The sequence below is a fragment of the Corynebacterium aurimucosum ATCC 700975 genome (assembly GCF_000022905.1).
In the GTDB taxonomy this organism is placed as follows: domain Bacteria; phylum Actinomycetota; class Actinomycetes; order Mycobacteriales; family Mycobacteriaceae; genus Corynebacterium; species Corynebacterium aurimucosum_F.
Genome location: NC_012590.1, coordinates 455,119 through 477,387, shown reverse-complemented (window position 1 = coordinate 477,387; position 22,269 = coordinate 455,119). Strand labels below are relative to the sequence as shown.

At 59.5% G+C, this 22,269-nt stretch carries 28 protein-coding genes and 2 pseudogenes; 8 read left to right on the top strand and 22 right to left on the bottom strand.

Features of this window, described 5'->3' with window-relative positions; genetic code table 11:
* Positions 1–17: 17 nt before the first annotated feature.
* The 9 genes from CAURI_RS02395 to secY all read right to left on the bottom strand — a co-directional run bounded on the left by CAURI_RS02395 (position 18) and on the right by secY (position 6,652).
* Positions 18–1,028, bottom strand: a complete 1,011-nt coding sequence (locus CAURI_RS02395; RefSeq protein WP_010189530.1) for a DNA-directed RNA polymerase subunit alpha — start codon at positions 1,026–1,028, stop codon at positions 18–20.
* A gap of 69 nt (positions 1,029–1,097) precedes the next feature.
* Positions 1,098–1,703: a 30S ribosomal protein S4 gene (gene rpsD, locus CAURI_RS02390; protein WP_010189536.1), complete on the bottom strand. Its 606-nt coding sequence runs from the start codon at positions 1,701–1,703 to the stop codon at positions 1,098–1,100.
* A 21-nt stretch (positions 1,704–1,724) separates the two neighbouring features.
* Positions 1,725–2,129 carry a 30S ribosomal protein S11 gene (gene rpsK / locus CAURI_RS02385; RefSeq protein ID WP_010189540.1) on the bottom strand — a complete coding sequence of 135 codons (405 nt, stop codon included), beginning with the start codon at positions 2,127–2,129 and terminating at the stop codon, positions 1,725–1,727.
* A gap of 3 nt (positions 2,130–2,132) precedes the next feature.
* Positions 2,133–2,501, bottom strand: a complete 369-nt coding sequence (gene rpsM / locus CAURI_RS02380) for a 30S ribosomal protein S13 (protein WP_010189542.1) — start codon at positions 2,499–2,501, stop codon at positions 2,133–2,135.
* A 184-nt stretch (positions 2,502–2,685) separates the two neighbouring features.
* Complete coding sequence (gene infA / locus CAURI_RS02375) at positions 2,686–2,904, bottom strand: translation initiation factor IF-1 (protein ID WP_003854422.1); 219 nt, start codon at positions 2,902–2,904, stop codon at positions 2,686–2,688.
* A gap of 223 nt (positions 2,905–3,127) precedes the next feature.
* Positions 3,128–3,919, bottom strand: coding sequence for a L,D-transpeptidase (locus CAURI_RS02370; protein WP_010189555.1), 792 nt, complete (start codon positions 3,917–3,919; stop codon positions 3,128–3,130).
* A 52-nt stretch (positions 3,920–3,971) separates the two neighbouring features.
* Positions 3,972–4,766, bottom strand: coding sequence for a type I methionyl aminopeptidase (map, locus tag CAURI_RS02365; protein WP_010189556.1), 795 nt, complete (start codon positions 4,764–4,766; stop codon positions 3,972–3,974).
* Positions 4,767–4,781: 15 nt separating this feature from the next.
* The gene (locus tag CAURI_RS02360) at positions 4,782–5,327 is read right to left on the bottom strand and encodes an adenylate kinase (protein WP_010189557.1); all 546 of its coding nucleotides are present in this window, start codon (positions 5,325–5,327) and stop codon (positions 4,782–4,784) included.
* Positions 5,327–6,652, bottom strand: a complete 1,326-nt coding sequence (gene secY / locus CAURI_RS02355; RefSeq protein WP_010189559.1) for a preprotein translocase subunit SecY — start codon at positions 6,650–6,652, stop codon at positions 5,327–5,329. Before secY ends, CAURI_RS02360 begins: the two co-directional genes overlap by 1 nt.
* Positions 6,653–7,032: 380 nt before the next feature.
* On the opposite strand from secY, the gene CAURI_RS02350 reads away from it, so the two are divergent.
* Both CAURI_RS02350 and CAURI_RS02345 read left to right on the top strand, forming a co-directional pair.
* Positions 7,033–8,340, top strand: a complete 1,308-nt coding sequence (locus CAURI_RS02350) for a class I SAM-dependent methyltransferase (protein ID WP_029158951.1) — start codon at positions 7,033–7,035, stop codon at positions 8,338–8,340.
* A gap of 17 nt (positions 8,341–8,357) precedes the next feature.
* Positions 8,358–9,839, top strand: a pseudogene (locus CAURI_RS02345) (FAD-binding oxidoreductase).
* A 189-nt stretch (positions 9,840–10,028) separates the two neighbouring features.
* Here the strand turns inward: CAURI_RS02345 and rplO are convergent.
* The 6 genes from rplO to rpsH are packed head-to-tail and all read right to left on the bottom strand — an operon-like array spanning position 10,029 to position 12,677.
* Positions 10,029–10,478, bottom strand: coding sequence for a 50S ribosomal protein L15 (rplO, locus tag CAURI_RS02340; RefSeq protein WP_010189563.1), 450 nt, complete (start codon positions 10,476–10,478; stop codon positions 10,029–10,031).
* 3 nt (positions 10,479–10,481) lie between these two features.
* Positions 10,482–10,667, bottom strand: coding sequence for a 50S ribosomal protein L30 (gene rpmD / locus CAURI_RS02335; protein ID WP_010189565.1), 186 nt, complete (start codon positions 10,665–10,667; stop codon positions 10,482–10,484).
* Positions 10,668–10,670: 3 nt separating this feature from the next.
* Positions 10,671–11,297, bottom strand: a complete 627-nt coding sequence (gene rpsE / locus CAURI_RS02330) for a 30S ribosomal protein S5 (RefSeq protein ID WP_010189568.1) — start codon at positions 11,295–11,297, stop codon at positions 10,671–10,673.
* A gap of 40 nt (positions 11,298–11,337) precedes the next feature.
* Entirely contained in the window at positions 11,338–11,739 is a 402-nt protein-coding gene (rplR, locus tag CAURI_RS02325) for a 50S ribosomal protein L18 (RefSeq protein WP_010189570.1), read from the bottom strand.
* 3 nt (positions 11,740–11,742) lie between these two features.
* Positions 11,743–12,279 (bottom strand): 50S ribosomal protein L6, encoded by a 537-nt coding sequence (rplF, locus tag CAURI_RS02320; RefSeq protein WP_010189572.1) that lies wholly within the window; start codon positions 12,277–12,279, stop codon positions 11,743–11,745.
* A gap of 14 nt (positions 12,280–12,293) precedes the next feature.
* Positions 12,294–12,677: a 30S ribosomal protein S8 gene (gene rpsH, locus CAURI_RS02315; protein ID WP_010189573.1), complete on the bottom strand. Its 384-nt coding sequence runs from the start codon at positions 12,675–12,677 to the stop codon at positions 12,294–12,296.
* A 311-nt stretch (positions 12,678–12,988) separates the two neighbouring features.
* Between rpsH and CAURI_RS02310 the strand changes: the two genes are divergently transcribed.
* Positions 12,989–13,237 carry a DUF6457 domain-containing protein gene (locus CAURI_RS02310; RefSeq protein ID WP_010189574.1) on the top strand — a complete coding sequence of 83 codons (249 nt, stop codon included), beginning with the start codon at positions 12,989–12,991 and terminating at the stop codon, positions 13,235–13,237.
* A complete protein-coding gene (gene fdhD / locus CAURI_RS02305) occupies positions 13,234–14,085 on the top strand; it encodes a formate dehydrogenase accessory sulfurtransferase FdhD (protein WP_010189575.1) in 852 nt (283 codons plus the stop codon). The genes CAURI_RS02310 and fdhD overlap by 4 nt, the downstream gene beginning before the upstream one ends.
* Here fdhD and CAURI_RS02300 read toward each other — a convergent pair.
* From CAURI_RS02300 to rplN, 4 genes are all read right to left on the bottom strand, one after another.
* Complete coding sequence (locus CAURI_RS02300; protein ID WP_010189577.1) at positions 14,054–14,839, bottom strand: formate/nitrite transporter family protein; 786 nt, start codon at positions 14,837–14,839, stop codon at positions 14,054–14,056. The two genes, fdhD and CAURI_RS02300, sit on opposite strands and share 32 nt — an antisense overlap.
* A 132-nt stretch (positions 14,840–14,971) precedes the next feature.
* A complete protein-coding gene (gene rplE / locus CAURI_RS02295) occupies positions 14,972–15,523 on the bottom strand; it encodes a 50S ribosomal protein L5 (RefSeq protein ID WP_010189579.1) in 552 nt (183 codons plus the stop codon).
* Between the two features lies 1 nt (position 15,524).
* Positions 15,525–15,839 carry a 50S ribosomal protein L24 gene (rplX, locus tag CAURI_RS02290; protein WP_005527724.1) on the bottom strand — a complete coding sequence of 105 codons (315 nt, stop codon included), beginning with the start codon at positions 15,837–15,839 and terminating at the stop codon, positions 15,525–15,527.
* A gap of 4 nt (positions 15,840–15,843) precedes the next feature.
* Positions 15,844–16,212, bottom strand: a complete 369-nt coding sequence (gene rplN, locus CAURI_RS02285; protein WP_010189586.1) for a 50S ribosomal protein L14 — start codon at positions 16,210–16,212, stop codon at positions 15,844–15,846.
* A gap of 534 nt (positions 16,213–16,746) precedes the next feature.
* Between rplN and CAURI_RS14250 the strand changes: the two genes are divergently transcribed.
* Positions 16,747–17,058 carry a hypothetical protein gene (locus CAURI_RS14250; protein WP_010189588.1) on the top strand — a complete coding sequence of 104 codons (312 nt, stop codon included), beginning with the start codon at positions 16,747–16,749 and terminating at the stop codon, positions 17,056–17,058.
* A gap of 19 nt (positions 17,059–17,077) precedes the next feature.
* Positions 17,078–17,989: an IS3 family transposase gene (locus tag CAURI_RS13760; RefSeq protein ID WP_029158952.1), complete on the top strand. Its 912-nt coding sequence runs from the start codon at positions 17,078–17,080 to the stop codon at positions 17,987–17,989.
* On the opposite strand, the gene CAURI_RS02270 is transcribed toward CAURI_RS13760, so the two are convergent.
* Positions 17,973–18,836: a transposase gene (locus CAURI_RS02270; RefSeq protein ID WP_012714840.1), complete on the bottom strand. Its 864-nt coding sequence runs from the start codon at positions 18,834–18,836 to the stop codon at positions 17,973–17,975. The genes CAURI_RS13760 and CAURI_RS02270 overlap by 17 nt on opposite strands.
* 78 nt (positions 18,837–18,914) lie before the next feature.
* On the opposite strand from CAURI_RS02270, the pseudogene CAURI_RS13540 reads away from it, so the two are divergent.
* Both CAURI_RS13540 and CAURI_RS02255 read left to right on the top strand, forming a co-directional pair.
* A pseudogene (locus tag CAURI_RS13540) lies at positions 18,915–20,108 on the top strand (IS3 family transposase).
* A gap of 474 nt (positions 20,109–20,582) precedes the next feature.
* A complete protein-coding gene (locus tag CAURI_RS02255; protein WP_012714837.1) occupies positions 20,583–21,269 on the top strand; it encodes a sugar transferase in 687 nt (228 codons plus the stop codon).
* Between the two features lie 239 nt (positions 21,270–21,508).
* On the opposite strand, the gene CAURI_RS14180 is transcribed toward CAURI_RS02255, so the two are convergent.
* Together CAURI_RS14180 and CAURI_RS14175 are read right to left on the bottom strand one after the other, a co-directional pair.
* Complete coding sequence (locus tag CAURI_RS14180) at positions 21,509–21,763, bottom strand: WecB/TagA/CpsF family glycosyltransferase (protein ID WP_236660849.1); 255 nt, start codon at positions 21,761–21,763, stop codon at positions 21,509–21,511.
* Positions 21,699–22,265, bottom strand: coding sequence for a WecB/TagA/CpsF family glycosyltransferase (locus tag CAURI_RS14175; protein ID WP_012714836.1), 567 nt, complete (start codon positions 22,263–22,265; stop codon positions 21,699–21,701). Before CAURI_RS14175 ends, CAURI_RS14180 begins: the two co-directional genes overlap by 65 nt.
* Between the last annotated feature and the right edge of the window lie 4 nt (positions 22,266–22,269).

Below are 22,269 nucleotides of genomic sequence, written 5' to 3'. Positions count from 1 at the left end.
CGATTCAGTGGAATTCTTTACTCGGAATCGTCGGAAGCCGGGTCCTTGAAGTCACCGGTTTCTGCGTCGTAGCCTTCCAGCTGGGTCGGGTCGAAGTCCTCAGGGGTGTCCTTGAGGGCCAGGCCCAGGTTAGCCAGCTTGATCTTTACCTCATTGATCGACTTCTGACCGAAGTTGCGGATATCCAGCAGGTCCGACTCGGTGCACTCAGCGAGCTCACCGACGGTGTGGATCTCCTGACGCTTCAGGCAGTTGTAGGAGCGGACGGAGAAGTTAAGATCCTCGATCGGCATGCTGTAGGCAGCGATGTACTCCGTCTCCTGCGGGGACGGGCCAATCTCGATGCCCTCAGCGGCGGTGTTCAGCTCGCGAGCCAGGCCGAAGAGCTCGACCAAGGTGCCGCCGGCAGAAGCCAGGGCGTCACGTGCGGAAATCGAGTTCTTGGTCTCGACGTCGATGATCAGCTTGTCAAAGTCGGTACGCTGCTCAACACGAGTAGCTTCGACCTTGTAAGAGACCTTCAGCACCGGGGAGTAGATCTGGTCGACCGGAATGCGGCCGATCTCTCCCGAGGTAGCAGCAGCCGGGACGTAGCCACGGCCGCGCTCGACGACGAGTTCCATCTCCAGCTTGGCGGACTCATTCAGCGATGCGATGTGCAGATCCGAGTTGTGGATCTCCACGCCAGCCGGCGGCTGGATATCGCCTGCAGTGACCTCACCCGGGCCTTCCTTGCTCAGGTACATAACAACCGGCTCATCGGAGTCGGAGGACAGAACCAAGCCCTTGACGTTCAGGATGATCTCGGAAACGTCTTCCTTCACACCATTGATGGTGGTGAACTCGTGGAGCACACCGTCAATCTTGATGGAGGTTACTGCCGCGCCCGGGATGGACGAAAGCAGCGTGCGACGAAGCGAGTTGCCAAGGGTGTAACCGAAGCCCGGCTCGAGCGGCTCGATAACGAACTTAGAGCGAGACGAGTCGATGAATTCCTCGGTGAGCTGAGGACGCTGGGAAATAAGCATGAAGTTTCTCCTTGTCGGCGCCCGCTATATGACGCCGGTAGAAGGGGTAAAGATGAAAGTGTCGAAGGATTACTTCGAGTAAAGCTCGACGATGAGCTGCTCCTGCAGCGGAACGTCGATCTGAGCGCGCTCGGGCAGCTGGTGCACGAGGATGCGCAGGGTGTCCGGAACGACCTGCAGCCACGCCGGAACGTTGGCGTCTACCAGGCGGTCCTGAGCCTCTTCGAACCATTCCATCTTCTGGGAACGCTCACGAACATCGATGATGTCGTACTGCGTAACGCGGAAGGAAGGAACGTTGATCTTCTTGCCGTTCACGGTGAAGTGACCGTGGGAGACAAGCTGGCGAGCCTGGCGGCGGGTGTTGGCCAGACCTGCACGGTAGATCACGTTGTCGAGACGGGACTCGAGCAGAACGACGAGGTTGTCACCGGTCTTGCCCGGGAGACGGTTAGCCTCGGCGTAGTAGCGGCGGAACTGACGCTCCAGCACACCGTAGGTGTACTTGGCCTTCTGCTTCTCCTGGAGCTGCAGCAGGTACTCAGATTCCTTGATGCGGTTGCGGCCAGCCTGTCCCGGAGGGTACGGGCGGCGCTCAAATGCCATGTCGCCGCCGACCAGGTCGACGCGCAGACGGCGGGATACGCGGGTAGCGGGGCCAGTATAACGAGCCATTTTCTTACCTCTTCCTTTCCCTTAAACCTTGCGGCGCTTGGTCGGACGGCAGCCGTTGTGCGGCTGTGGGGTGGCATCCGTGATCGAGGAAACCTCGAGGCCTGCAGCCTGCAGAGAACGGATGGCGGTCTCGCGGCCGGAGCCCGGACCCTTAACGAAAACGTCAACCTTCTTCATACCGTGGTCCATGGCCTTGCGGGCCGCGTTCTCAGCAGCCATCTGCGCTGCAAACGGGGTGGACTTGCGGGAACCCTTGAAACCGACGTGGCCGGAGGATGCCCAGGAGATGACAGCACCGTGCGGGTCCGTGATGGACACGATGGTGTTGTTGAAGGTGGACTTGATGTATGCGTGGCCAGCGGCCACGTTCTTCTTTACGACGCGACGACCACCACGGCGCGCGCCGGAACGAGTCTTGGGTGGCATGTTTTACTTCTTCTTTCCTGCGATCGTCTTCTTCGGACCCTTGCGCGTACGAGCGTTGGTCTTGGTGCGCTGACCACGAACGGGCAGGCCACGACGGTGGCGGATGCCCTGGTAGCAACCGATTTCAATCTTGCGACGGATGTCAGCCTGAACCTGGCGGCGGAGGTCACCCTCTACCTTCCAGGTAGCTTCAATGACGTCACGCAGCGCCGACAGCTGATCGTCGTCGAGGTTGTCGGTGCGCAGGTCGGGAGAAATGCCGGTCTTTTCCAGCAGTTCCTTGGCACGGGCAGGCCCGATGCCGTAGATGTAGGTGAGAGCAACCTCCATGCGCTTGTTGCGCGGGAGGTCAACACCAGCTAGACGTGCCATATGGCTAGTCCTTTCGGGTTGTTACGATGGTTTTCTCCTCATCCGTCCCCGCCACACATACACTTCGCCCCGGACCGTGCCGGGGAACTGTGGGGATGCTTAGCAGCGTGGGCTCAGGCCATCGCAGCCTGAGGTTAAAAAGGACGCAGCTAGTGCGTCCCGTGGGTGAGGAGGCTTACAGTCTTTACTTGTAGCGGTAGACGATGCGTCCGCGGGTCAGGTCATAAGGAGACAGCTCCACAACGACGCGATCCTCCGGGAGGATGCGGATGTAGTGCTGACGCATCTTGCCCGAGATATGGGCGAGTACCTTGTGTCCGTTGTCGAGTTCGACGCGGAACATTGCGTTGGGCAGGGGTTCGACGATGCGACCCTCAACCTCGATTGCGCCTTCCTTAGCCATAACCTCTACTTTTCTGGTGGAGTGCGGGCCGTGCTTGGCGACGCCCCCACCTGCATGTTTGGTGTCTACTGCCTGGTGTCTTTAGCAACCACTGCGGCTGCGCACAGACACCAGCATTAAAGCATACGCTGCGAAGACGGGTTTTCCAAATACAGAAACCTCCCGTCACTACGTGGTGCGGGAGGCTGATGCTATGTAGCGGTGACTCGCTCACCGCTACGTCTTAGTAGATGAAGACCTTGGAGCCCATCGGCACATCATTCCAGTAGCGCACGGCATCCTGGTGGGTCAGGCGCACGCAGCCATTGGACTGGTATGCCGGAGAACCCTCGTGGAAGGCGTGGCCATTGTTGGTGAAGTACATGGCGTAGGGCATCGGCGCGTTGCCGAACTCCCAGGAGATCTCATCCTTGATCTTGCGGTTGATGTAGAAGGTACCGGCTGGGGTCTCCTCACCCGGCTTGCCGGTAGACATGCCCTGCGCAACGTAGGTGACGTTGCCGTTGCCGTCCTGCAGCCAGGTGCGGCGGCCATCGCGGTCCACACAGATGCGTGCATCCGCCGGGCACGGACCAACATCGAAGCGCTGGGCCTGACGCTCGGCTTCTGCCTTACGCGCGGCTTCCTCAGCGGCAGCCTTCTCGCGGGCAATCTGCTCAGCGTGAGCGCGCTCCTCCGCTTCGCGAGCGGCGCGGATCTCAGCGTTCTTCTGATCAATCAGACCCGGGAAGATCAGCTCGATGGCGCCATCGATAACTGGGCGGAGAGCGTCAGCCGCCTGCGGGTTAACGCTCTGGAGCGTCTCCAGCATCTGGTTGCGGCTATTCCACGCGTTCTCGCGGGTCTGGCCAGCGAACTCATCAAGCTGGGTCTGAACATCGGAGAAAAGGGTATCGATCGAAGGAACCGTCTGTGCGTTAGCAGCCGGAGCAACCGAGAGAGTGGCGGTTACCAGGCCAATTGCGGTGGCGCGACGTAGGGAACGGGCGCCAACTAGGGAGCGAATCTTAGACATGGCAAGAAGTATAAACCTTCTTTAGGTCAAATGCCTACCCAGGACACAGGTTTTAATAACGTTGAGTAAGGATGCGAGGACCATTCGCCGTGGCAGCTACCGTGTGCTCCCAGTGGGCAGACAGGGAACCATCGAGCGTCACGACGGTCCAGTCATCCTCGAGGACTTCGTTGTCTTCGGTGCCCAGAGTCAGCATCGGCTCAATGGCGAGAACCGAGCCCTCCTGAATGATGGGGCCACGCCCCGCCTTACCTTCATTAGCCAGGTAAGGCTCTTCGTGCATCTCACGGCCAATGCCATGGCCGCCGTAGCCATCGACAATGAATAGCTCGACGCCGAATTTATCCTCGGCGCGGTAGGTGGCCTGCTCGAGGGCTGCGGAGACGTCGGTAAGCCGGTTGCCGGGAACCATGGCCTTGAGGCCTTCGTGTAGGACCCATTCGGTGGCGTCGCTCAGCGCCTGCGCCTCAGGGCTGAGCTTGCCGACGCCAAACGTCCACGCACTATCCCCCACCCAGCCATCGAGAGTGGCGCCGCAATCGATGGAAACGAGGTCCCCTTCAGCGAGGACAATCTCCTTGCTGGGTATGCCATGGACGATGACATCGTTGACTGACGCACAGATAGATCCCGGAAAACCGCCGTAGCCCTTGAAGGTGGGAACGGCGCCGGCATCCCGAATGGTTTGCTCGGCTACTTCATCGAGCTCGAGAGTACTCACTCCCACTGCCGCGGCGGCCCGCACGGCCTGCAGGGCGCGGCCGACAATCTCGCCGGCCGCCTGCATGGCGTCGAGCTCGCCCGGTGTGCGGGCGGGGATGGTCTTGGTGCGTCGTCGAAAAGCCATGGCTAGGTTGGCAGATTACTTGCCCATTGCCTGAAGGGTGCGCTCGTTGATCTCCTCAACGGTTCCTTCAGCCTTGATGGAGATGATGGCATCGCCGTAGTGCTCGATGAGCGGGAAGGTCTCCTCGCGGTAGACGCCTAGGCGAGTGCGGATGGTCTCCTCGGTGTCGTCCGCGCGGCCGCGGGCGAGCATGCGCTCGACCACAACGTCCTCGGATACCTCAAAGTTCAGGACACCATCGAGCTTCAGGTCCTTGTCAGAGAGTAGCTTTTCAAGAATGTCGGCCTGCTGCACGGTGCGCGGGAAGCCGTCGAGAAGGAAGCCGTCCTTGGCATCATCCTGGTTAAGGCGGTCCTCCACCATGCGAGCGGTGACGTCGGTCGGCACCAGCTTGCCGGCGTCAATGTAGGACTTGGCCTCGAGGCCGAGCGGGGTGCCCTCACCAATATTGGCACGGAAGAGGTCACCGGTGGAGATGTGCGGAACGCCGAGCTTCTCGCTGAGGAGAGCGGCTTGGGTGCCCTTGCCGGCACCGGGAGGGCCAAGGAGTACGTAACGCATTACTTAAGCAGTCCTTCGTAGTTGGATTGTAGGAGCTGGGACTCGATTTGCTTGACCGTAGTCAGGGCCACCGAGACCATAATGAGGATGGCGGTACCACCGAAAGCGGAGGTACCAGCGGCACCAGCGCTGCCGATTCCGAGATCCAGGAGGATATTCGGCAGGACGGCGATAACCGCGAGGTAGATCGAGCCGACGAACAACAGACGGTTCATGACAAAGCCTAGGTACTCGGCGGTCGGTCGGCCCGGGCGAATGCCCGGGATAAATCCACCATACTTCTTCATGTTCTCAGCCTGCTCGGCCGGGTCATATTGAACCGAAACGTAGAAGTAGGAGAAGAAGATGGTGAGCACGAAGTACAGGACGATGTACTGCCAGGAGCTCGGCGACTGCAAGTGCGCGATGACATTGCGCTGCCACCAGTTATCAGATACGCCCGCGGAACCTGAGTTAACAATCTGGGTGATGAGCACCGGCATGTAGATCAGCGAGGAAGCGAAGATGACAGGGATAACGCCGGCCTGGTTGACCTTGAGCGGCAGGTAGGTGGAGGAACCACCGTACTGGCGGCGGCCGACCATGCGCTTGGCGTACTGCACCGGAATGCGGCGCTGGCCCTGCTCGATGAAGGTAATACCAACGACGAGGAAGATGAGGCCCGCGAGAACCATGGCAAAGACCAGGCCACCATTATTTTGGAGGATGTTAACGCCGTCGGTAGGAAGGCGGGTAGCGATACCGGCGAAAATCATCAGCGACATACCGTTGCCGATGCCCTTCTCAGTAATCAGCTCGCCCATCCACATCACGAGGATGGCGCCGGAGGTCATGGTGATAACGAGCACGATGAGGGTAAAGAAGTTGCGGTCCTCCGCCAGGACGCGCACGCCTTGTCCCAGAAGCTGCTCGCGGTCCGCCAGAGCCACGATGCCCGAAGACTGCAGCAGCGCCAACGCCAGGGTGAGGTAGCGCGTGTACTGCGTCATTTTGGCCTGACCGGACTGCCCCTCCTTCTTCAACTGCTCGAAGTGGGGAATCACCACGGTCAGCAGCTGCACGATAATCGACGCCGTAATGTACGGCATGATGCCGATGGCGAAGATGGACAGCTGCAGGAGCGCACCACCGGAGAACAGGTTGATCACCGAATAGAGGTTGCCTGCTTCCTCCGTGAGGTCACGAAGACGGCCGGCGATGGTGGCGTAATCAACGCCCGGCGACGGGATCTGTGCACCAACGCGGTAGAGAATGATCATCACGATCGTGAAGATGATCTTCTTACGCAGGTCGGCATCTTTGAAAGCCTGCAAAATGGCGGACACTACTCAATCCTCCTGGCCTACCGCGCTTGCTATGCGGTTCGAATTCGCCGCGCACGGGGGTGGATCTCATCTGTTCCCAAACTTTAAGAGTCTTTTTAAGGTCTCTCATAGGAACGGTTGAACACTTTTGACCCCATCACCCTACCAGCCTCGGCCTCATTCGCCACATTGAGCCCGCCCATGCCACGCCGCTGGGCTCCCTATGGTTTTCCCCCTTAGCGCCTTCTACAGATCGGGCCTACCATGGACCCCGTTGCTTTAAGGCAATGTCCTTACAAGATTTTTACGTCTTTTCGACCTTTCCGGCGACGCCTGGAGTGTCTCGGAGTATGGCCGTTCTTGATCTGCCAGACACTGAACCGAAAGAAGTATGTAATTTTATGAGTAAGCGATTCACCCCAATGACCGTGGCTGAGATCATCGATACCTTCGTTCCCAGCCCCAACCCCTTCCGCTGGGAGGCATTCGACGGTTCCTCTACCGGCCCGGCCGATGCGCAGTTCACCGTCAGGATTAACAACCTCCAGGGCTTGGCCTATATCGCTACTCACCCAGGGGACGTCGGGTTCGCCCGCGCCTATGTCACCGACGGCATCACGGTCGAAGGCGAACACCCGGCGCATCCCTATGGCATCTTCGACGCCTTGCATGCGATGTATGACAAGTTCTCCCGCCCGGGCGCCAAGGCACTGGCCCGGGTAGCCCGCTCCTTAGCCTCGCTGGGTGCCTTCCAAATCCAGCCGGTCCCAGAGGTTGAGCGCGCTTCCTGGCTGCGCCGCAAGCTGCACGAAGGCCTGTCCAAGCATTCCAAGGAGCGCGATGCAGACGTCATCTCCGATCACTACGACGTGGGCAATGACTTCTACGAACTCTTCCTCGGCGATTCGATGACATATACCTGCGCCTACTACCCCTCCCCCGACGCCATGCTGGATGAGGCTCAGGAAAACAAGTACCGTCTCATCTTCGACAAGCTGCGCCTCAAGGAGGGCGACCGCCACCTGGACGTCGGCTGTGGCTGGGGCGGAATGGTGCGCTACGCCGCCAAGCGCGGCGTGAAATCACTCGGTGTGACCTTGTCCAAGGAACAGGCTGAATGGGGCCAAGCCAAGATTAAGGAGGAGGGTCTCGAGGACCTGGCGGAAATCCGCTTCCTGGACTACCGCGACGTCACCGAGGAAGGCTTCGATGCCATCTCCGCCATCGGGCTGCTCGAGCATATCGGTGTCAAGAACTATCCCAGCTTCTTCAGCTTCCTTCACGGCAAGCTCAAGCCAGGTGGTGTGATGCTCAACCACTGCATCACCTACCCGGATAACCATAAAACGCCGAAGGGTGGGTTCATCGACCGCTATATCTTCCCCGACGGCGAGCTCTCCGGCTCCGGCACCATCACCAAGTGCATGCAGGATGTCGGATTCGAAGTTGTCCACACGGAATCCCTCCGCTTCGACTACATGCGCACGCTGCATGATTGGTGCGAGAACCTCAAGGAGAATTGGGAGGAAGCCTGCTCGCTGGTGGGTCTGCCCACCGCGCGCCTGTGGGCCATCTACATGGCCGGCTCCGAGTGGGGCTTTGAGCACAACATCATCAACCTGTACCACTTCGTGGGCGTCAAACTGGGCGAAGCCGGCTCCCGCGCCGGCGTGCCAGAGCGCCGCTGGTGGGAAGATTCGCGCTTCTAAAGACTTAAGGGAGTTTTATGTTGACCGATCTCATCCGCAATCACCGCAGCGTTGACGCAGTAGAGATTCCGCCGGTGGGCTGGAAGGCGCACCGGGAGGGCGTCGATAAGCTCCTGCGTAGCTTCCACGCGGTGCCGAAGGATAAGCGTGTGCGTTTGGCCAAGAAAACCTCGAACCTCTTCCGCGGGCGCAGCGGTGAGCAAGCCGGGCTAGACGTCTCCGGCCTGAACGGTGTCATTGAGGTGGACCCGATTGCACAGACCGCCGAGGTTCAGGGCATGTGCGCCTACGAGGACCTCGTCGACGCCACCCTGCCGCACGGCCTCATGCCCTTTGTTGTGCCACAGCTCAAGACCATTACGCTGGGCGGCGCCGTGACGGGGATGGGAGTGGAGTCCACGAGCTTCCGCGATGGACTGCCGCATGAATCCGTCCTGGAGATGGACATCCTGACCGGCACGGGGGATATTGTCACGTGCTCGCGCGAGGAGAACGTCGATCTCTTCCGCCTCTTCCCCAACTCCTATGGCTCCTTGGGCTATGCGGTGCGCCTGAAGATTGAGCTGCGCGCGGTCAAACCCTATGTGGAGCTGCGGGAGGTACGCTTTCACGACTTCGAGTCTTTGGCACACACGCTTGACGACGTCTCCCGCACCCACACCTATGACGATGTCGAAGTGCACGGCCTGGATGGCGTGGTCTTCTCGCCGGAGGAGTCATACCTCGTCATGGCCCGTTTTACGGATGAGGAGGGGCCGACCTCCGACTACACGCGCGACAAGATCTTCTACCGCAGCCTTCAGCACGCCCGCGGGATCCGCCGCGACCGCCTCACGGTGCGCGACTATATCTGGCGCTGGGACACGGACTGGTTCTGGTGCTCGCGCGCTTTCGGGGCGCAGAATCCGCGCGTGCGCAAGGTGTGGCCGCGGCAGCTGCGCCGCAGTTCCTTCTACTGGAAGCTCGTGCGCCTAGACCGCAAATACGAGCTGGAGTACAACTTCATCAAGAAGCCGAAGGGCCTGCCCCGCGCCGAGCGCGTGGTGCAGGACATCGAGGTCACACCGGACAATTTGCCGGAGTTCTTGGATTGGTTTTTCCAAGCCTCCGACATCCAACCAGTGTGGCTGTGCCCGATTCGGCTGCGCGAGGGCGTCGAAGACCTCGTTGACGCGGGCACGCTGGCCGCTGATTCCCCAGCTCCGTGGCCGCTGTACCCCCTGCGCCCGGGCCAGACGTAGATCAACGTGGGCTTTTGGTCAGGCGTGGAGGGCAATCACGTCGACCCCTCTGCTCCGGGCAATGGCGCCTTCAATCGCGTCATCGAAGACAAGGTGAGCGAGCTAGGCGGGCATAAATCGTTGTATTCGGAGGCATTCTACTCCCCCGAAGAATTTGCCAAGCTCTACGGCGGAAACCTCCCGGAGCGCATCAAGGCCGTCACCGATCCGGATGGCCGCTTCCCCGGCCTCTACGAGAAGACGGTCAACGAGGCTTAACCGGCCCGCAACTGCACCTCGACAACAGTGCCATGGCGCCACATAGTTTCGCGCCATAAGGTTCCCCTCAAAAGGTACTAATGCCTTTTGTGCCCCGGGCTTTGCTCCGAAACGCCATAAGCCCTCCCGGAGGCCACTCGGAAGTGGCGCCGCGGGAGGGCTATGGCTCTCACAGAGCCTGTAAGAGAATTACTTGGTTGCGGTGGCGGTGCCGCCAGCAGCCTCGATCTTCTCAACAGCAGACTTGGAGAACTTGTCAGCGGTGACGTTCAACTTAACGTTGATCTCACCGTTGCCCAGAACCTTGACCGGCTGGTTCTTGCGAACCAGGCCAGCAGCAACGATGTCCGCAACGGTGACGTCGCCACCGTTAGCGAAAGCCTCTGCGAGGTCAGCAACGTTGACTACCTGGTACTCAACGTGGTTCGGGTTCTTGAAGCCCTTAAGCTTCGGCAGACGCATGTGGATCGGCATCTGGCCACCCTCGAAAGCCGCTGGTACCTGCTTACGAGCTCCGGTGCCCTTGGTACCGCGACCAGCGGTCTTACCCTTGGATGCCTCACCGCGGCCGACGCGGGTCTTGGGCTTGTTGGATCCTGCGGCCGGGCGCAGGTCGTGGAGCTTGATGATATCAGCCATGGTTTACTCCCCTGCCACTTCTTCGACGGTGACCAGGTGACGCACCTTGTGAACCATACCGCGGATGATCGGGGTGTCCTGCTTCACAACAGAGTGTCCGATGCGCTTGAGACCAAGCGACTCCATGTTTGCGCGGTGGTTCGGCTTGGTGCCCACAAGGCCCTTTACCTGAGTAATCTTCAGAGCCATTGCTTATGCCTCCTGACCTGCGCGCTTGCGCAGCATCTGGGCCGGTGCGACCTCCTCGAGGGACTTGCCACGACGTGCGGCAACTTCCTCAGGGCGAACCAGCTGCTTGAGGCCGTCCACGGTAGCGCGGACGACGTTGAGAGCGTTGTCGGAGCCCAGGGACTTCGACAGAATGTCCTGCACGCCAGCGCACTCAAGCACCGGACGAGCAGCACCGCCGGCGATGACACCGGTACCCGGAGCGGCCGGCTTCATCATCACGATGCCAGCTGCGTCGCGACCCTCTACCGGGTGGGTAATGGTGCCAGCAATCATCGGGACGCGGAAGAAGTTCTTGCGAGCCTCTTCTGCACCCTTCTGGATTGCGGCCGGGACTTCCTTGGCCTTGCCGTAGCCGACGCCCACCATGCCCTGGCCGTCGCCGACGACGACGAGAGCGGTGAAGGACATGTTGCGGCCACCCTTAACGGTCTTAGCGACGCGGTTGATGGTCACAACGCGCTCGATGTACTTATCGCGCTCGTTGTCCTGGTGGTTGCGGCGGTCGTTACGACGGCCGTTGTTGCGACCCTTGCGGTCGTTGTTGTTCTCGGCGGAGCGTCCGCCGTCACGCTGTTCACGGTCCGACATTAGGCGTTCCTTCCGTTGATGTTTCCGTATGCCTTAATCATTAGAACTGCAGACCACCTTCGCGAGCGGCGTCGGCCAGCGCAGCAACGCGGCCGTGGTACTTGTAGCCTGCACGGTCGAAGACGACCTGCTCGATGCCAGCGGCCTTGGCGCGCTCAGCGATGAGCTGGCCTACCTTGGCAGCCTTGGCCTTCTTATCGCCCTCGAGTGCGCGCACGTCGGCTTCCATGGAGGAAGCGGCAACCAGGGTGTGGCCGGCCAGGTCGTCGATGACCTGAACGTGCATGTGGCGGGAGGAGCGGTGAACGACCAGACGCGGTGCCTCAGGGGTGCCGCGGAGGGTCTTACGGATGCGGAAGTGGCGGCGCGCGCGTGCTTCACGACGACGCGAGGAAATGTCCTTGCCAACCGGGGTGCGCTTTGCGTTTTCAGTGTTAGCCATTGCTTACTTACCCGTCTTTCCGACCTTGCGGCGGACCTGCTCGCCGTCGTAGCGAATACCCTTGCCCTTGTAAGGATCGTCCTTACGCAGGCGGCGGATGTACGCGGCGACCTGTCCAACCAGTTGCTTGTCAATACCAGATACGGAGAGCTTGGTTGCGCCATCCACAGCGAAGGTGATGCCCTCCGGAGCCTCGATGAGGATCGGGTGGGAGTAACCCAGAGAGAACTCCAGGTCCTTACCCTTCTGCTGGACACGGTAACCAACACCGAAGATTTCCATCTTCTTGGTGTAGCCCTCGGTCACGCCAACAACGGCGTTGTTGACCAGGGAGCGGGCCAGACCGTGCAGGGCGCGGTTCTTGCGGTCGTCATCCGGACGGGAGACCTTGATCTCGTCATCCTCGACGGCTGCGGTGATCGGCTCCGGCAGCTCAACCTCGAGGGTGCCCTTGGCACCCTTAACGTTGACAACCTGGCCATTGATGGTGATGTCGACGCCCTTCGGGACGGCGATAGGTGCTAGACCGATACGAGACATGTGTCAATCCTCCCTTACCAGACGTAGGCGAGAACTTCTCCGCCTACACCCTTCTCCTGAGCCTGACGGTCGGTAAGCAGACCCTGAGACGTGGAAATGATAGCCACGCCCAGGCCGCCCAGAACCTGCGGCAGTTCGGTGGACTTTGCGTACACACGCAGACCCGGCTTAGACACGCGACGCAGACCCGAGAGGGAACGCTCACGGTTGTTGTACTTAAGCTCGAGGGACAGCTCGTGGCCCTCGACGGAGTAGTCAGCGATGTAGCCTTCCTGCTTCAAGATCTCAGCGATGTTCGCCTTGAGCTTGGAGGTCGGCATCGACACGACGTCGTGGTGCGCATTAGATGCGTTGCGCACGCGCGACAGCATGTCGGCAATAGGATCAGTCATAGTCATATGAGTGACCTTTAACCTTTCTCGTTGCGGTTCCCACAAAAGCTCACCAAAGCGTTTTCCGTGTGATTTCGGGCTACTCACGCTCCCCGCGGTCAATACCACGAGGCGCTCGCCACCCTTTGATACAGACAACGGTCCGCTATCTACGGCGAGGGGCCTACAACAAAGTAGATGTGTTCAATTCTTCCGGCTTGGCACGTTTCCGCACCTCCTGCACTGTTTTCGCGGCACAGGAGTGGAAAAATGCAAGTCCGTCGGATTACTCTACCCGCTGACATGCAGTTTTCCAAAACGCGTTAGCATAGGAAGCCATGAGCGAAACACCTGATCCGATCCGCACCGCCCATCAGTGGCTGAAGGAGGCTGCCGAGCTGATCGGCGCCTCTCCCGAGGAGGCCACCGCTTTGATCAAAGAACTTCTCGATCTGACCAAAGACGTTGCGCATACCCAGTCCCGGCCCGCCGCTCCCCTAACCGCTTACCTGGTGGGGCTCGCGTCCAAGAACACCGATGAGGCCCGCGCACACATTGCCACCTTGAAGGAGGCCCTCAACCGATGAGCGGGCGCGTCAACGCCACATTCGCTGTGACCAAGGTGCGCCTCGATGAGAACGGCCACGTCACCCAAGTCGATACCCGTGGCGATTCCGTCGCCGGCGAGGAGCCGCTGGAGATCCGCGTCGGCGGGCAAACACTAACGACGACGATGCGCACCCCGGGACACGACGTCGAGCTGGCACATGGTTTCCTCCACTCCGAAGGACACATTGAGAAGGTCAGTGACGTCCGGGGGGCCCGCTACTGCGCCGGCGCCTCGGTGGATGGGCGCAATCCCTATAATCTGCTCGACGTGGAGCTGGCTAACCCCCACGCGCTCACGCTCGCCGATCTGCGTCTGACCACCACCACGTCCGCCTGCGGCGTGTGTGGCACCTCCTCCATCGAGGCACTCATGAAGCAGTCACGCTACGAGATTCCACAGGTGCCGGTGGATCCGGGGGTCGTCGCCAAGCTGCCCGAGGCCCTCAAGCGGGAGCAGAAGCAGTTCCGCAAGACTGGGGGCATCCACGCCGCAGGCGCGTTCACTCTCGACGGCGAACCCGTCGTCGTCCGCGAAGACGTAGGCCGGCACAACGCCGCCGACAAGGTCATCGGCAACCTGCTCATGGAAGGAAAGCTGCCCGCCAGTGACCTCATTCTGGTCATGAGCTCGCGCGCCAGCTTCGAACTCGTCAATAAAGCAGCGATGGCCGGCTTCGGCATGCTTGTCGCGGTCTCCGCAGCCTCCTCCCTAGCCGTCACAACCGCCCGGGAGACGGGCATGGCGCTCGTCGGCTTTGCCCGCGGCGACCGATTCAACCTTTATTCGGGTCAACTTAGTCGCGATACGCTTCCGGGCCGGAGTTAAGCCACGCGTAGACCCCACCCATGAGGAAGCCACCGCCGATGAGGTTTCCCATCCACGCGATGGACCAGTTGGTGAGCACCGCGCCCAGGCTAAAGGCATCGGGCAGCGGGCTAGCACAGAAGACCGTCAGCAACATCAGACAGAAGTTCGCGATGACGTGCTCAAGGCTTAAGCCCACAAAGCACGCGATAATGGGAACGATGACGAAGAATTTGGACACCAGCTCCTTGGCCGACATCGCCCCGATGATCGCCATGTTCACCACGAAGTTGGCAACGACGGCCTCGACGAAAAGACCGCCCGGGGTCTTCTCCAGCTTCCCCGCCGACATCGTGGCGATAAGGTGACCCGGGTCCATGTTTCCCAGCTTCGCGGACACCGACATGGCGGCGGCAAAAATCACTACGCCGACGAGGTTAAACAGCGTGGTCACCACGAGCAACCACAGCGCCTTTCCCCACCCCACCTGCTTCTTCACCGCGCCGTAGACCATGTACATCATGTTGCTGGTGGCCAAATCAGCACCCAAGATGACAATGGCGAACAGGCCGAGCCCGAAAAGCGCAGCGAAAACCAAGGAGCCCAAGCCAGCCGCGTGCTTTTCGACACCCATCCCCACTACGCCAGCGAATGCCGTGCCGATGGCTAGGTACGCGCCCGCCAGGGTAGCTCGCACGGCGAAACGGGCGAGGGATTCGTCGAGAAGCGTGAGCTTCTTCTTCACCGCAACGGCGGCGGCTTCGTTGAGAGACATCCAGTACCTCACTGGCTCGAGAAACGTTAAGGCACCCGATATCGTACTCCGTGTCAGGACGCGCGAAACCCCCGGCCTCCTTGCAGGGAGTACCGGGGGTCGTTCTCTATCTCAAAGAGAAAGTGTCGCCGCTTACTTGAACGGGAAGCCGAGCTCGCGCAGGAGCTTGCGGCCTTCCTCGTCGTTGGTAGCGGAGGTGACGACGGTGATGTCCATACCGCGCGGGCGGTCCACCTTGTCGATGTCGATCTCGTAGAACATGGTCTGCTCGCTGAGGCCGAAGGTGTAGTTGCCGTGGCCGTCGAACTGCTGGTCGGAGAGACCGCGGAAGTCGCGAATACGCGGCAGCGCGATGGTCAGCAGGCGGTCCAGGAACTCCCACATGCGGTCGCCACGCAGGGTAACGCGTGCGCCGATGGGCATGCCCTCACGGAGCTTGAAGTTAGCGATGGACTTCTTAGCGCGACGCACCTGCGGCTTCTGGCCGGTGATAGCGGTAAGGTCCTCGAGAGCGCCGTTGATCATCTTGGAGTCGCGGGCAGCGTCGCCCACACCCATGTTGACGACAACCTTGGTGACGCCCGGAATCTGCATCACGTTCTCGTACTTGAACTCTTCGTTCAGAGCCTTCTTGATTTCCTCGCGGTAGCGGGTCTTCAGACGCGGAGTGTAGTTCTCGCTCATTTTAGATGTCCTTCCCGTTGCTACGTGCGATGCGGACCTTCTTGCCGTTTTCGTCGAAACGGTAGCCCACGCGGGTCGGGTTGCCCTCGGAGTCAACGATCGCAACGTTGGACACGTGGATCGGAGCTTCCTGGGTCACGATTCCGCCGGACTCGGCGCCACGCTCGGTAGCGGAGTTAGCAACGTGCTTCTTAACGCGGTTGACGCCCTCAACGAGGACCTTGTCGCGCTTCGGGTATGCCTCGATGACCTTGCCCTTCGCGCCCTTGTCCGGGCCCGAAATAACGATCACCATATCGCCCTTATGAATCTTCATAAGACTAGATCACCTCCGGTGCGAGAGAAACGATCTTCATGAAGCGCTTGTCACGAAGTTCGCGAGCAACCGGGCCGAAGATGCGGGTACCGCGCGGCTCGTTGTCACCCTTGAGAATAACTGCGGCGTTTTCATCGAATGCGATGTAGGAGCCGTCCGGACGACGGGTCTCCTTCTTGGCGCGTACGATGACGGCCTTGACGATGTCGCCTTCCTTTACGTTGCCACCCGGGATGGCTTCCTTGACAGTGGCGACGACGATGTCACCAATGCCAGCAAAACGTCGAACGGAGCCGCCGAGAACGCGGATGACGAGGAGCTCTCGTGCACCGGAGTTGTCGGCGACGCGCAGACGCGATTCTTGCTGAATCACTATGGGTCTCCTGACCTGGATTAATGTGCGCCAAGATTTCCGTCCTTGACACACGCGGTCTATGTACATGGATACTTGCAGGGCTTATTCAACGAACAACTGTCGATGGGTCTCGGGGCACACGGTTCGGAAACGCACCGCCTGCGCCGGCCGGCTGCAAGCAACCTAAATATTGAACCATAGAGACTCGCGTTTGCCAAAACGTTCCGCGCGCCCTCTGCAGCACTCGCCGCAACACACATCACAGCCGAGCCGCTCACGCGACGCACCCCCATCGACCGCCGCGCCCCTCGCCTACCGCGCGCCATTTCCTGTCAGCGAATTTAGCCCCATTACGTTGTTAGTAGTTCCACCCCAGGGCACCGAAGATTCATAGCCTGTCCGCCCGAGTGGGCGGGCTATGTTTATGCCCGTTCCCGCCGCCCGAAAGGACAGTGGAACTAGTCGCTGGCTTCGGTATGGCTTATTGCTGTCCCTGTTAAGATGAGGTGCCTCAGGTTTTGTTCCGTTTGAGTAGATAGGAAAATTTGGAACATGCCAACGAAGTTTAATCAGGATGCGAAGGACCGAGTGGTCCGCCTCGCGGAAGACCGCATCCTGACGGAGAACATTTCCATGCAGGCAGCCTGCAAGATCGTGGCACCAAAGCTGGGCGTCTCGTGGCACACAGCGAGGCAATGGACGCAGGCCGCTCGTCGCGAAGGACGTGTTGTGGAATCAATGCCCGAAGACCTTGCTGCAGAAAAACGCAAGGTTGCGTCGAGAAAATCACGAGCTGCGCGACACCAACGAGTTGTTGAAAGCCGCCTCAGCTTTTTCGCATCCGAACTCGACCTGAAAAGTTAAGAAATGATCCGATTCATCGATCGTCGATGAGCATCGGAATCGTTTCTCAGTCGAGTTCATCTGCCAGACGTTCAACACGCATCGCGAAGGCGGTTTTCTTAGCTCGCGTGGGTACCGCCAATCCAAGACCCGGGGCTTAAGCTCCCGCGCCCTTCGCGACGCTACCCTTGTAGAGCATATTCGCGACGTTCACGCTGAAAATTACGGCGTCTACGGCGTGCGGAAGATGTGGCGCATGCTGCAACGCCAGGGCGTTGACATTGGGCGTGAGCAAACAGCCCGGCTGATGCGCAGCGCTGGTCTGTCCGGCAAGGGAAAAGGTGGGGCACCAATTACGACGCGTAAGCCCACAGGCCCGGATCTTCGCCCAGATTTGGCAAATCGTGAGTTTAAGGCTCCTGGCCCTAATCGTCTGTGGGTGGCGGACATTACGTATGTGCGCACCAGGAAAGGGTTTGTGTACACAGCTTTTGTCACTGATGTGTACTCCCGGAGGATTGTCGGGTGGGCGTTGTCTGATTCGATGCGCACTGAGGCGTTGCCGCTGCGGGCGCTCAACCAGGCGATCGTGTGCGCCACGGAAACGGCGGGCCTAATTCATCACTCGGACCACGGGTCGCAGTATGTGAGCATCGTCTACAACGAGCGCCTGGCTGAGCATGGAATTACGGCGTCGACCGGCACTGTTGGTGATTCCTACGACAATGCTCTGGCGGAGAATGTCAACGGCTCCTACAAGAATGAGCTGATTCATAGGCGAACGTGGGCCGATGTCGTCGACGTGGACATCGCCACGTTCGAGTGGGTTAACTGGTGGAACGAATCACGGCTCCACCAGAGCCTAGGCTACCGCACCCCGGCTGAAGTCGAAGCCGAAATATGGGAACACCACCCCAGTCGAAAAATAATGGAAATCAAGGCAAATGCCTAGGAAAAACCCGGGGCACTTCAGTTATGCCTTCTGGCGGATTCAGGTAGGTAAATAGCGTTCCGTCGTTGATAAGTTCATTGAGCCTGTTGAAGCTTCGCCTAGCGCCACGGTGCGTGAACCAGAATTTTTGACTCGGCTTGACCCACCGCGGTATATCCGCGGCTTTTACCTGGCTGCGGTATGTTTTCTCTTTTAGCCAGGGGCCGAATGTCACGCTGGCCTTGTGGACTCTAGTAATGAACTCGCGTGCTTCATCTTGAGTTTCGATATGTGTGAGCTGATACGCGAACTTGCGCAGTGCTTTATGTGCCAGATAGCGGGGATGACGTGAGATGTCGGTGAGGATATTGCGCTGAACATGAACGAGACATCGCTGGATTTTGGTATCTGGCCAGTGCTTTTTAATGACTGCGCGGGCACCGCCAGAGCCGCCGATCGTGACGATTAGTGGTGGTGCGAGCATGTCTAGGAGTCTGGCGTAGTTGTATTTTGATTCCCCGGTGCACCACAGCCAGGCCACGGGGTGTTCCGCGGTGCACGCAACAAGCAGGCATTTCTTGTGAAAGTAGGTGCCGTCGATAAACAACTGGTCGTAGACGCGGAACTTGTCGGTATGTGAGGGCACCACGATGAACCAAAAGAAGGTAAACCACCGGGTCAGTGTGCGTCGGGTGACGTGAAGGCGGTGTGCTATGCGTTGGGCTGGTTCACCAGTGAGGACCCAGTCTAGAAAGACTTTGAAGTGCTGGATATTGGCGGTGTTGGCCCTGGTGCCGGTTTGAGAAGCGTTGCAGTTGGGGCAACGCCAGCGTGGGGTTCTGGCTGTTGTTGTGCCGTTCTTGTGCATGCTTGTGGACCTGACCCCTGTTAGGTAGACACCTGATATCCAGCCCTGTTGGGTTGGGAAGAAAGGTAATCTACCACCATGCCTAGGTACTCCGAACAGTTCAAACGTGATGCTGTGGCCCTCTACGAAAACAATGAGGACCTCTCACTTCACGCGGCTTCAGCAGAGCTAGGAATCAATCGTTCCTCACTTTATTCCTGGCTTAAGCAGTACGGCACCGGCAAGCGTGTCCGCACAAAAAGCATGCGCGACAAGGCACAGGCGACGACTGATTCTGAACGAATCCGTCAGCTAGAAAAAGAAGTCTCTAAGCTTCGTGAAGAACGCGACATCCTGCGCAAGGCCGCGAAATATTTTGCCGAAGAGACACGCTGGTAATCCGCTTCCAGTTTGTCTACGACCACCGAACCGAATACTCAGCTCACACGGATGTGCCACGTGTTAAAGCTCAATCGCTCCTCGTTCTACAAATGGGTCAACACCCGCGAAAAACGCAGGTTAAAGACGTGTTCCGATGCCCTTATTGGTGCGAGAATCAAGAGCATCTTCGATGATGAGCACGGGCTTTATGGTGCTAAACGCATCGCTGCAAGCCTTAAAGCCGATACGGACTTTCCTCCGATCAATCACAAGAAGGTCGCACGCATTATGAAATCCATGGGGCTAAAAGGCTTTACTAAACAACGTCGATGTGTCACTACCAGGCGCAAGCCTGGTCATCGAGTCATGCCAGATTTAGTAGGCCGCAAATTCACCGCTGATAAGCCGAACCAGGTGTATGTAGGCGATATCACCTACCTGCCGTGTAAGGGAGGCAAGAACATGTACCTTGCCACAGTCATCGACGTCTACTCGCGCAAACTTGTCGGTCATGCGCTCGCCGATCACATGCGGGTATCGCTGGTTATCGAAGCTTTGTCCCATGCCAGCAAGGTTCGCGGAAGCCTTAAAGGGGTAATTTTCCATTCTGATCATGGCAGTGTGTACACCTCACAGGCTTTTCAAGACCACTGCACCCAACTTGGTGTTCGCCAATCCATGGGAGCAGTGGGAACGAGTGCCGATAATGCCCTGGCAGAATCGTTTAACGCCACTTTAAAGCGTGAAGTTCTGCGAGATAGGAAAGTTTTTGACAATCCCATCATCTGCCGCCAAGAAGTCTTCCGATGGTGCATGCGCTACAACACGCGCAGACGGCACTCCTGGTGCAACCTTCTAGCCCCCGATGACTTCGAAGCACTCACATCAGCTACACTGACCCAAGCAGCATAGCTAACCCCCGACGTGTCTACTTTCCGGGGGTCAGGCCCTGTTCCGCAGATCGGGCATGCTGGGCGATTCCTAGACCTGTCATAAGAATTGCCGTAGCAGATTCAAATACCACAGGTTGGCAATGACCGGCGTATTTGAGGGCTAAACCTCGGTTGGAACTGATTCCAATTCAATATCCGCACATTGCCCCAGCTCAAGGAATGAATCGACACCACAAATCCCACACAAATGTCCCTTAAGCCTGTTACCTACTAAAAGTAGGAAACAGAGGCACCCAACCCCCCAGGATCACAACAACTTGACAATTGGCGTGCCTAAAACAGCTTGATCAATTTTCTGTAATTCTCTAAGCTTTGTACTCAATTCTCGGTTAATTCAAAAGCTTTTCCTAAAAGCAGTTGTTTTATAAACCGAATAAATCTGCGCGCAGGCTTTCTGCGCTGCTGCGACCAGTAATGCTCAACTAAGGAACTCATGACGACTCCCAATCTCCGTCCCGCGAGTACCCTCGCTGTCATCCCGGATCGTTCGTCCGACGCCCCGGCGCTGTACACGGGGGCCAAGCGCATCAGCGACATTCTACTCTCCGCAACGGCGCTCATTCTTCTCTCTCCTGTCCTGCTCATCGTTGCGCTCCTCATCAAGCTTGACGATGGCGGCCCGGTCTTCTTCGCGCAGACCCGCGTCGGCTACCGCCAGGGACACTTCACCATGCTCAAATTCCGCACCATGCGCACGAACGCCGAGCAGCTCGTGGACCAGCTCCTCGCCGCCCAAGCCTCCGCAGGCAACGCTGGCAACGAGGTGCTCTTCAAGCTGCAGGACGACCCGCGCATCACGCGCGTGGGCCGCTTCTTGCGCCGCACAAGCCTCGACGAACTGCCACAGCTCTTCAACGTGCTCACCGGCCGCATGTCGCTTATCGGACCGCGCCCGCCGCTGCCGCGCGAGGTCGCCAAGTTCACCCCGCGTGAGCTGGGCAAGTTCAACGCCAAGCCGGGAATCACGGGCCTGTGGCAGGTTATGGGGCGTTCCACCTTGTCGTGGGAAGACTCCATCAACCTGGACCTGCGCTACTGTGCTGAGCGTTCGTTCGGCATGGACATCATGATCTTCTTCCGCACCTTCAAGGTGCTTGCCACGCAAGAAGGCGCGTACTAAACCGCCTTCTTCGCCACTTAGCTCCCCCTGCGGTGTTCTCACTCCCTGACGGCCGCAGAGGGAGCTCTTTCGTCGCTCATGCCATATGCGCCACGGCAGTCACGGCGCGCAGGCCCGAGGAGCCGCGGCGGGCCGGCGCGCTCGCCAACGCAGCAAGGCTGCTGGCGACAGAAAACTGACGGCAGAGAAAAAGCCTGGCTCCAGCATTTGCTGGAGCCAGGCTCTTGTGCGTGAGGGATTTAGCCGCGGTGGAAGCCCGTGGCGTCGGCCTTGTGGGGCAGCACCCGAAGGTCAGACACGATGCGCGGCAGGCGGCGCAGGAAGCCGACTGCATCGACGGTGTAGCGGCCGATGAGTCGGCGCGGCTCGTGCGCTATGCGCCACGCCCAGCCTAGGCGGTACTTGTGGACCCACACCGGGAAGTACTGCTCATTGGCGGCCAGCTGATCGATCCAGCCACCGGCTGGTACACACGATGGCTTCGGGCAGCGCAACGTGCAGCTCGGCAGCGACTTCCTCTTGCAGCGGTGCGCCTAGGCCCAGCACGACGACGTCGGGACGCCAGGCGCGCAGCTGCGACGGATCGCGGCGCAGCTCCTTGAGCTCGCCGTAGCCGTCGAAGGCGCAGGTCTGGTGCCCGCCGATGCGCTCCGCCGCCCGCGTCGCCACGCCCGGCGCGGAGCCGATGAACGCAATGCGCTGGTCCGGCTCGAGGACGTCACGAAACAGGACCGGAAGGACGAGGTCGGCCGAGGTGCGGCCCATGTCCATGCCGCAACGCGCCAGCATGAGCTGAAGCAGCGTGCCGTCGATGCCGATGTCCGTCATGGTTTCGAGCGCAGACCACTGCGCCTGCTGCACCGACCAGTGGTTAAGCCATGTGACCACGGCGCCGGGTCGTGCGATGCGCCGAGCGAACTCCGCCACGGCCGGATCCGGTGCAGGTGATGCGCCCGCGCTGGACGGGACGCGGTCGGTGGTGCTGTTATACGTCATGCGG

Coding starts and splice junctions, on each gene's coding strand:
- fdhD (WP_010189575.1), top strand. CDS start 13,234: ATGAGCGGGCGCGTCAACGCCACATTCGCTGTGACCAAGGTGCGCCTC.
- rpsH (WP_010189573.1), bottom strand. CDS start 12,677: ATGACTATGACTGATCCTATTGCCGACATGCTGTCGCGCGTGCGCAAC.
- map (WP_010189556.1), bottom strand. CDS start 4,766: ATGGCTTTTCGACGACGCACCAAGACCATCCCCGCCCGCACACCGGGC.
- infA (WP_003854422.1), bottom strand. CDS start 2,904: ATGGCTAAGGAAGGCGCAATCGAGGTTGAGGGTCGCATCGTCGAACCC.
- CAURI_RS02300 (WP_010189577.1), bottom strand. CDS start 14,839: ATGTCTCTCAACGAAGCCGCCGCCGTTGCGGTGAAGAAGAAGCTCACG.
- CAURI_RS14175 (WP_012714836.1), bottom strand. CDS start 22,265: ATGACGTATAACAGCACCACCGACCGCGTCCCGTCCAGCGCGGGCGCA.
- rpsE (WP_010189568.1), bottom strand. CDS start 11,297: ATGTCGGACCGTGAACAGCGTGACGGCGGACGCTCCGCCGAGAACAAC.
- rpsM (WP_010189542.1), bottom strand. CDS start 2,501: ATGGCACGTCTAGCTGGTGTTGACCTCCCGCGCAACAAGCGCATGGAG.
- rpmD (WP_010189565.1), bottom strand. CDS start 10,667: ATGGCTCTGAAGATTACTCAGGTAAAGGGCCTTGTGGGCACCAAGCCG.
- CAURI_RS02360 (WP_010189557.1), bottom strand. CDS start 5,327: ATGCGTTACGTACTCCTTGGCCCTCCCGGTGCCGGCAAGGGCACCCAA.
- rplR (WP_010189570.1), bottom strand. CDS start 11,739: ATGGCTAACACTGAAAACGCAAAGCGCACCCCGGTTGGCAAGGACATT.
- CAURI_RS02255 (WP_012714837.1), top strand. CDS start 20,583: ATGACGACTCCCAATCTCCGTCCCGCGAGTACCCTCGCTGTCATCCCG.
- CAURI_RS14250 (WP_010189588.1), top strand. CDS start 16,747: ATGCCAACGAAGTTTAATCAGGATGCGAAGGACCGAGTGGTCCGCCTC.
- CAURI_RS02370 (WP_010189555.1), bottom strand. CDS start 3,919: ATGTCTAAGATTCGCTCCCTAGTTGGCGCCCGTTCCCTACGTCGCGCC.
- rpsK (WP_010189540.1), bottom strand. CDS start 2,129: ATGCCACCCAAGACTCGTTCCGGCGCGCGCCGTGGTGGTCGTCGCGTC.
- CAURI_RS02395 (WP_010189530.1), bottom strand. CDS start 1,028: ATGCTTATTTCCCAGCGTCCTCAGCTCACCGAGGAATTCATCGACTCG.
- rplX (WP_005527724.1), bottom strand. CDS start 15,839: ATGAAGATTCATAAGGGCGATATGGTGATCGTTATTTCGGGCCCGGAC.
- rplF (WP_010189572.1), bottom strand. CDS start 12,279: ATGTCTCGTATCGGTCTAGCACCTATCGCCGTCCCGAAGGGCGTCGAC.
- CAURI_RS02270 (WP_012714840.1), bottom strand. CDS start 18,836: ATGCACAAGAACGGCACAACAACAGCCAGAACCCCACGCTGGCGTTGC.
- CAURI_RS02310 (WP_010189574.1), top strand. CDS start 12,989: ATGAGCGAAACACCTGATCCGATCCGCACCGCCCATCAGTGGCTGAAG.
- rplO (WP_010189563.1), bottom strand. CDS start 10,478: ATGGCTGATATCATCAAGCTCCACGACCTGCGCCCGGCCGCAGGATCC.
- rplE (WP_010189579.1), bottom strand. CDS start 15,523: ATGAGCGAGAACTACACTCCGCGTCTGAAGACCCGCTACCGCGAGGAA.
- CAURI_RS02350 (WP_029158951.1), top strand. CDS start 7,033: ATGAGTAAGCGATTCACCCCAATGACCGTGGCTGAGATCATCGATACC.
- rpsD (WP_010189536.1), bottom strand. CDS start 1,703: ATGGCTCGTTATACTGGCCCCGCTACCCGCGTATCCCGCCGTCTGCGC.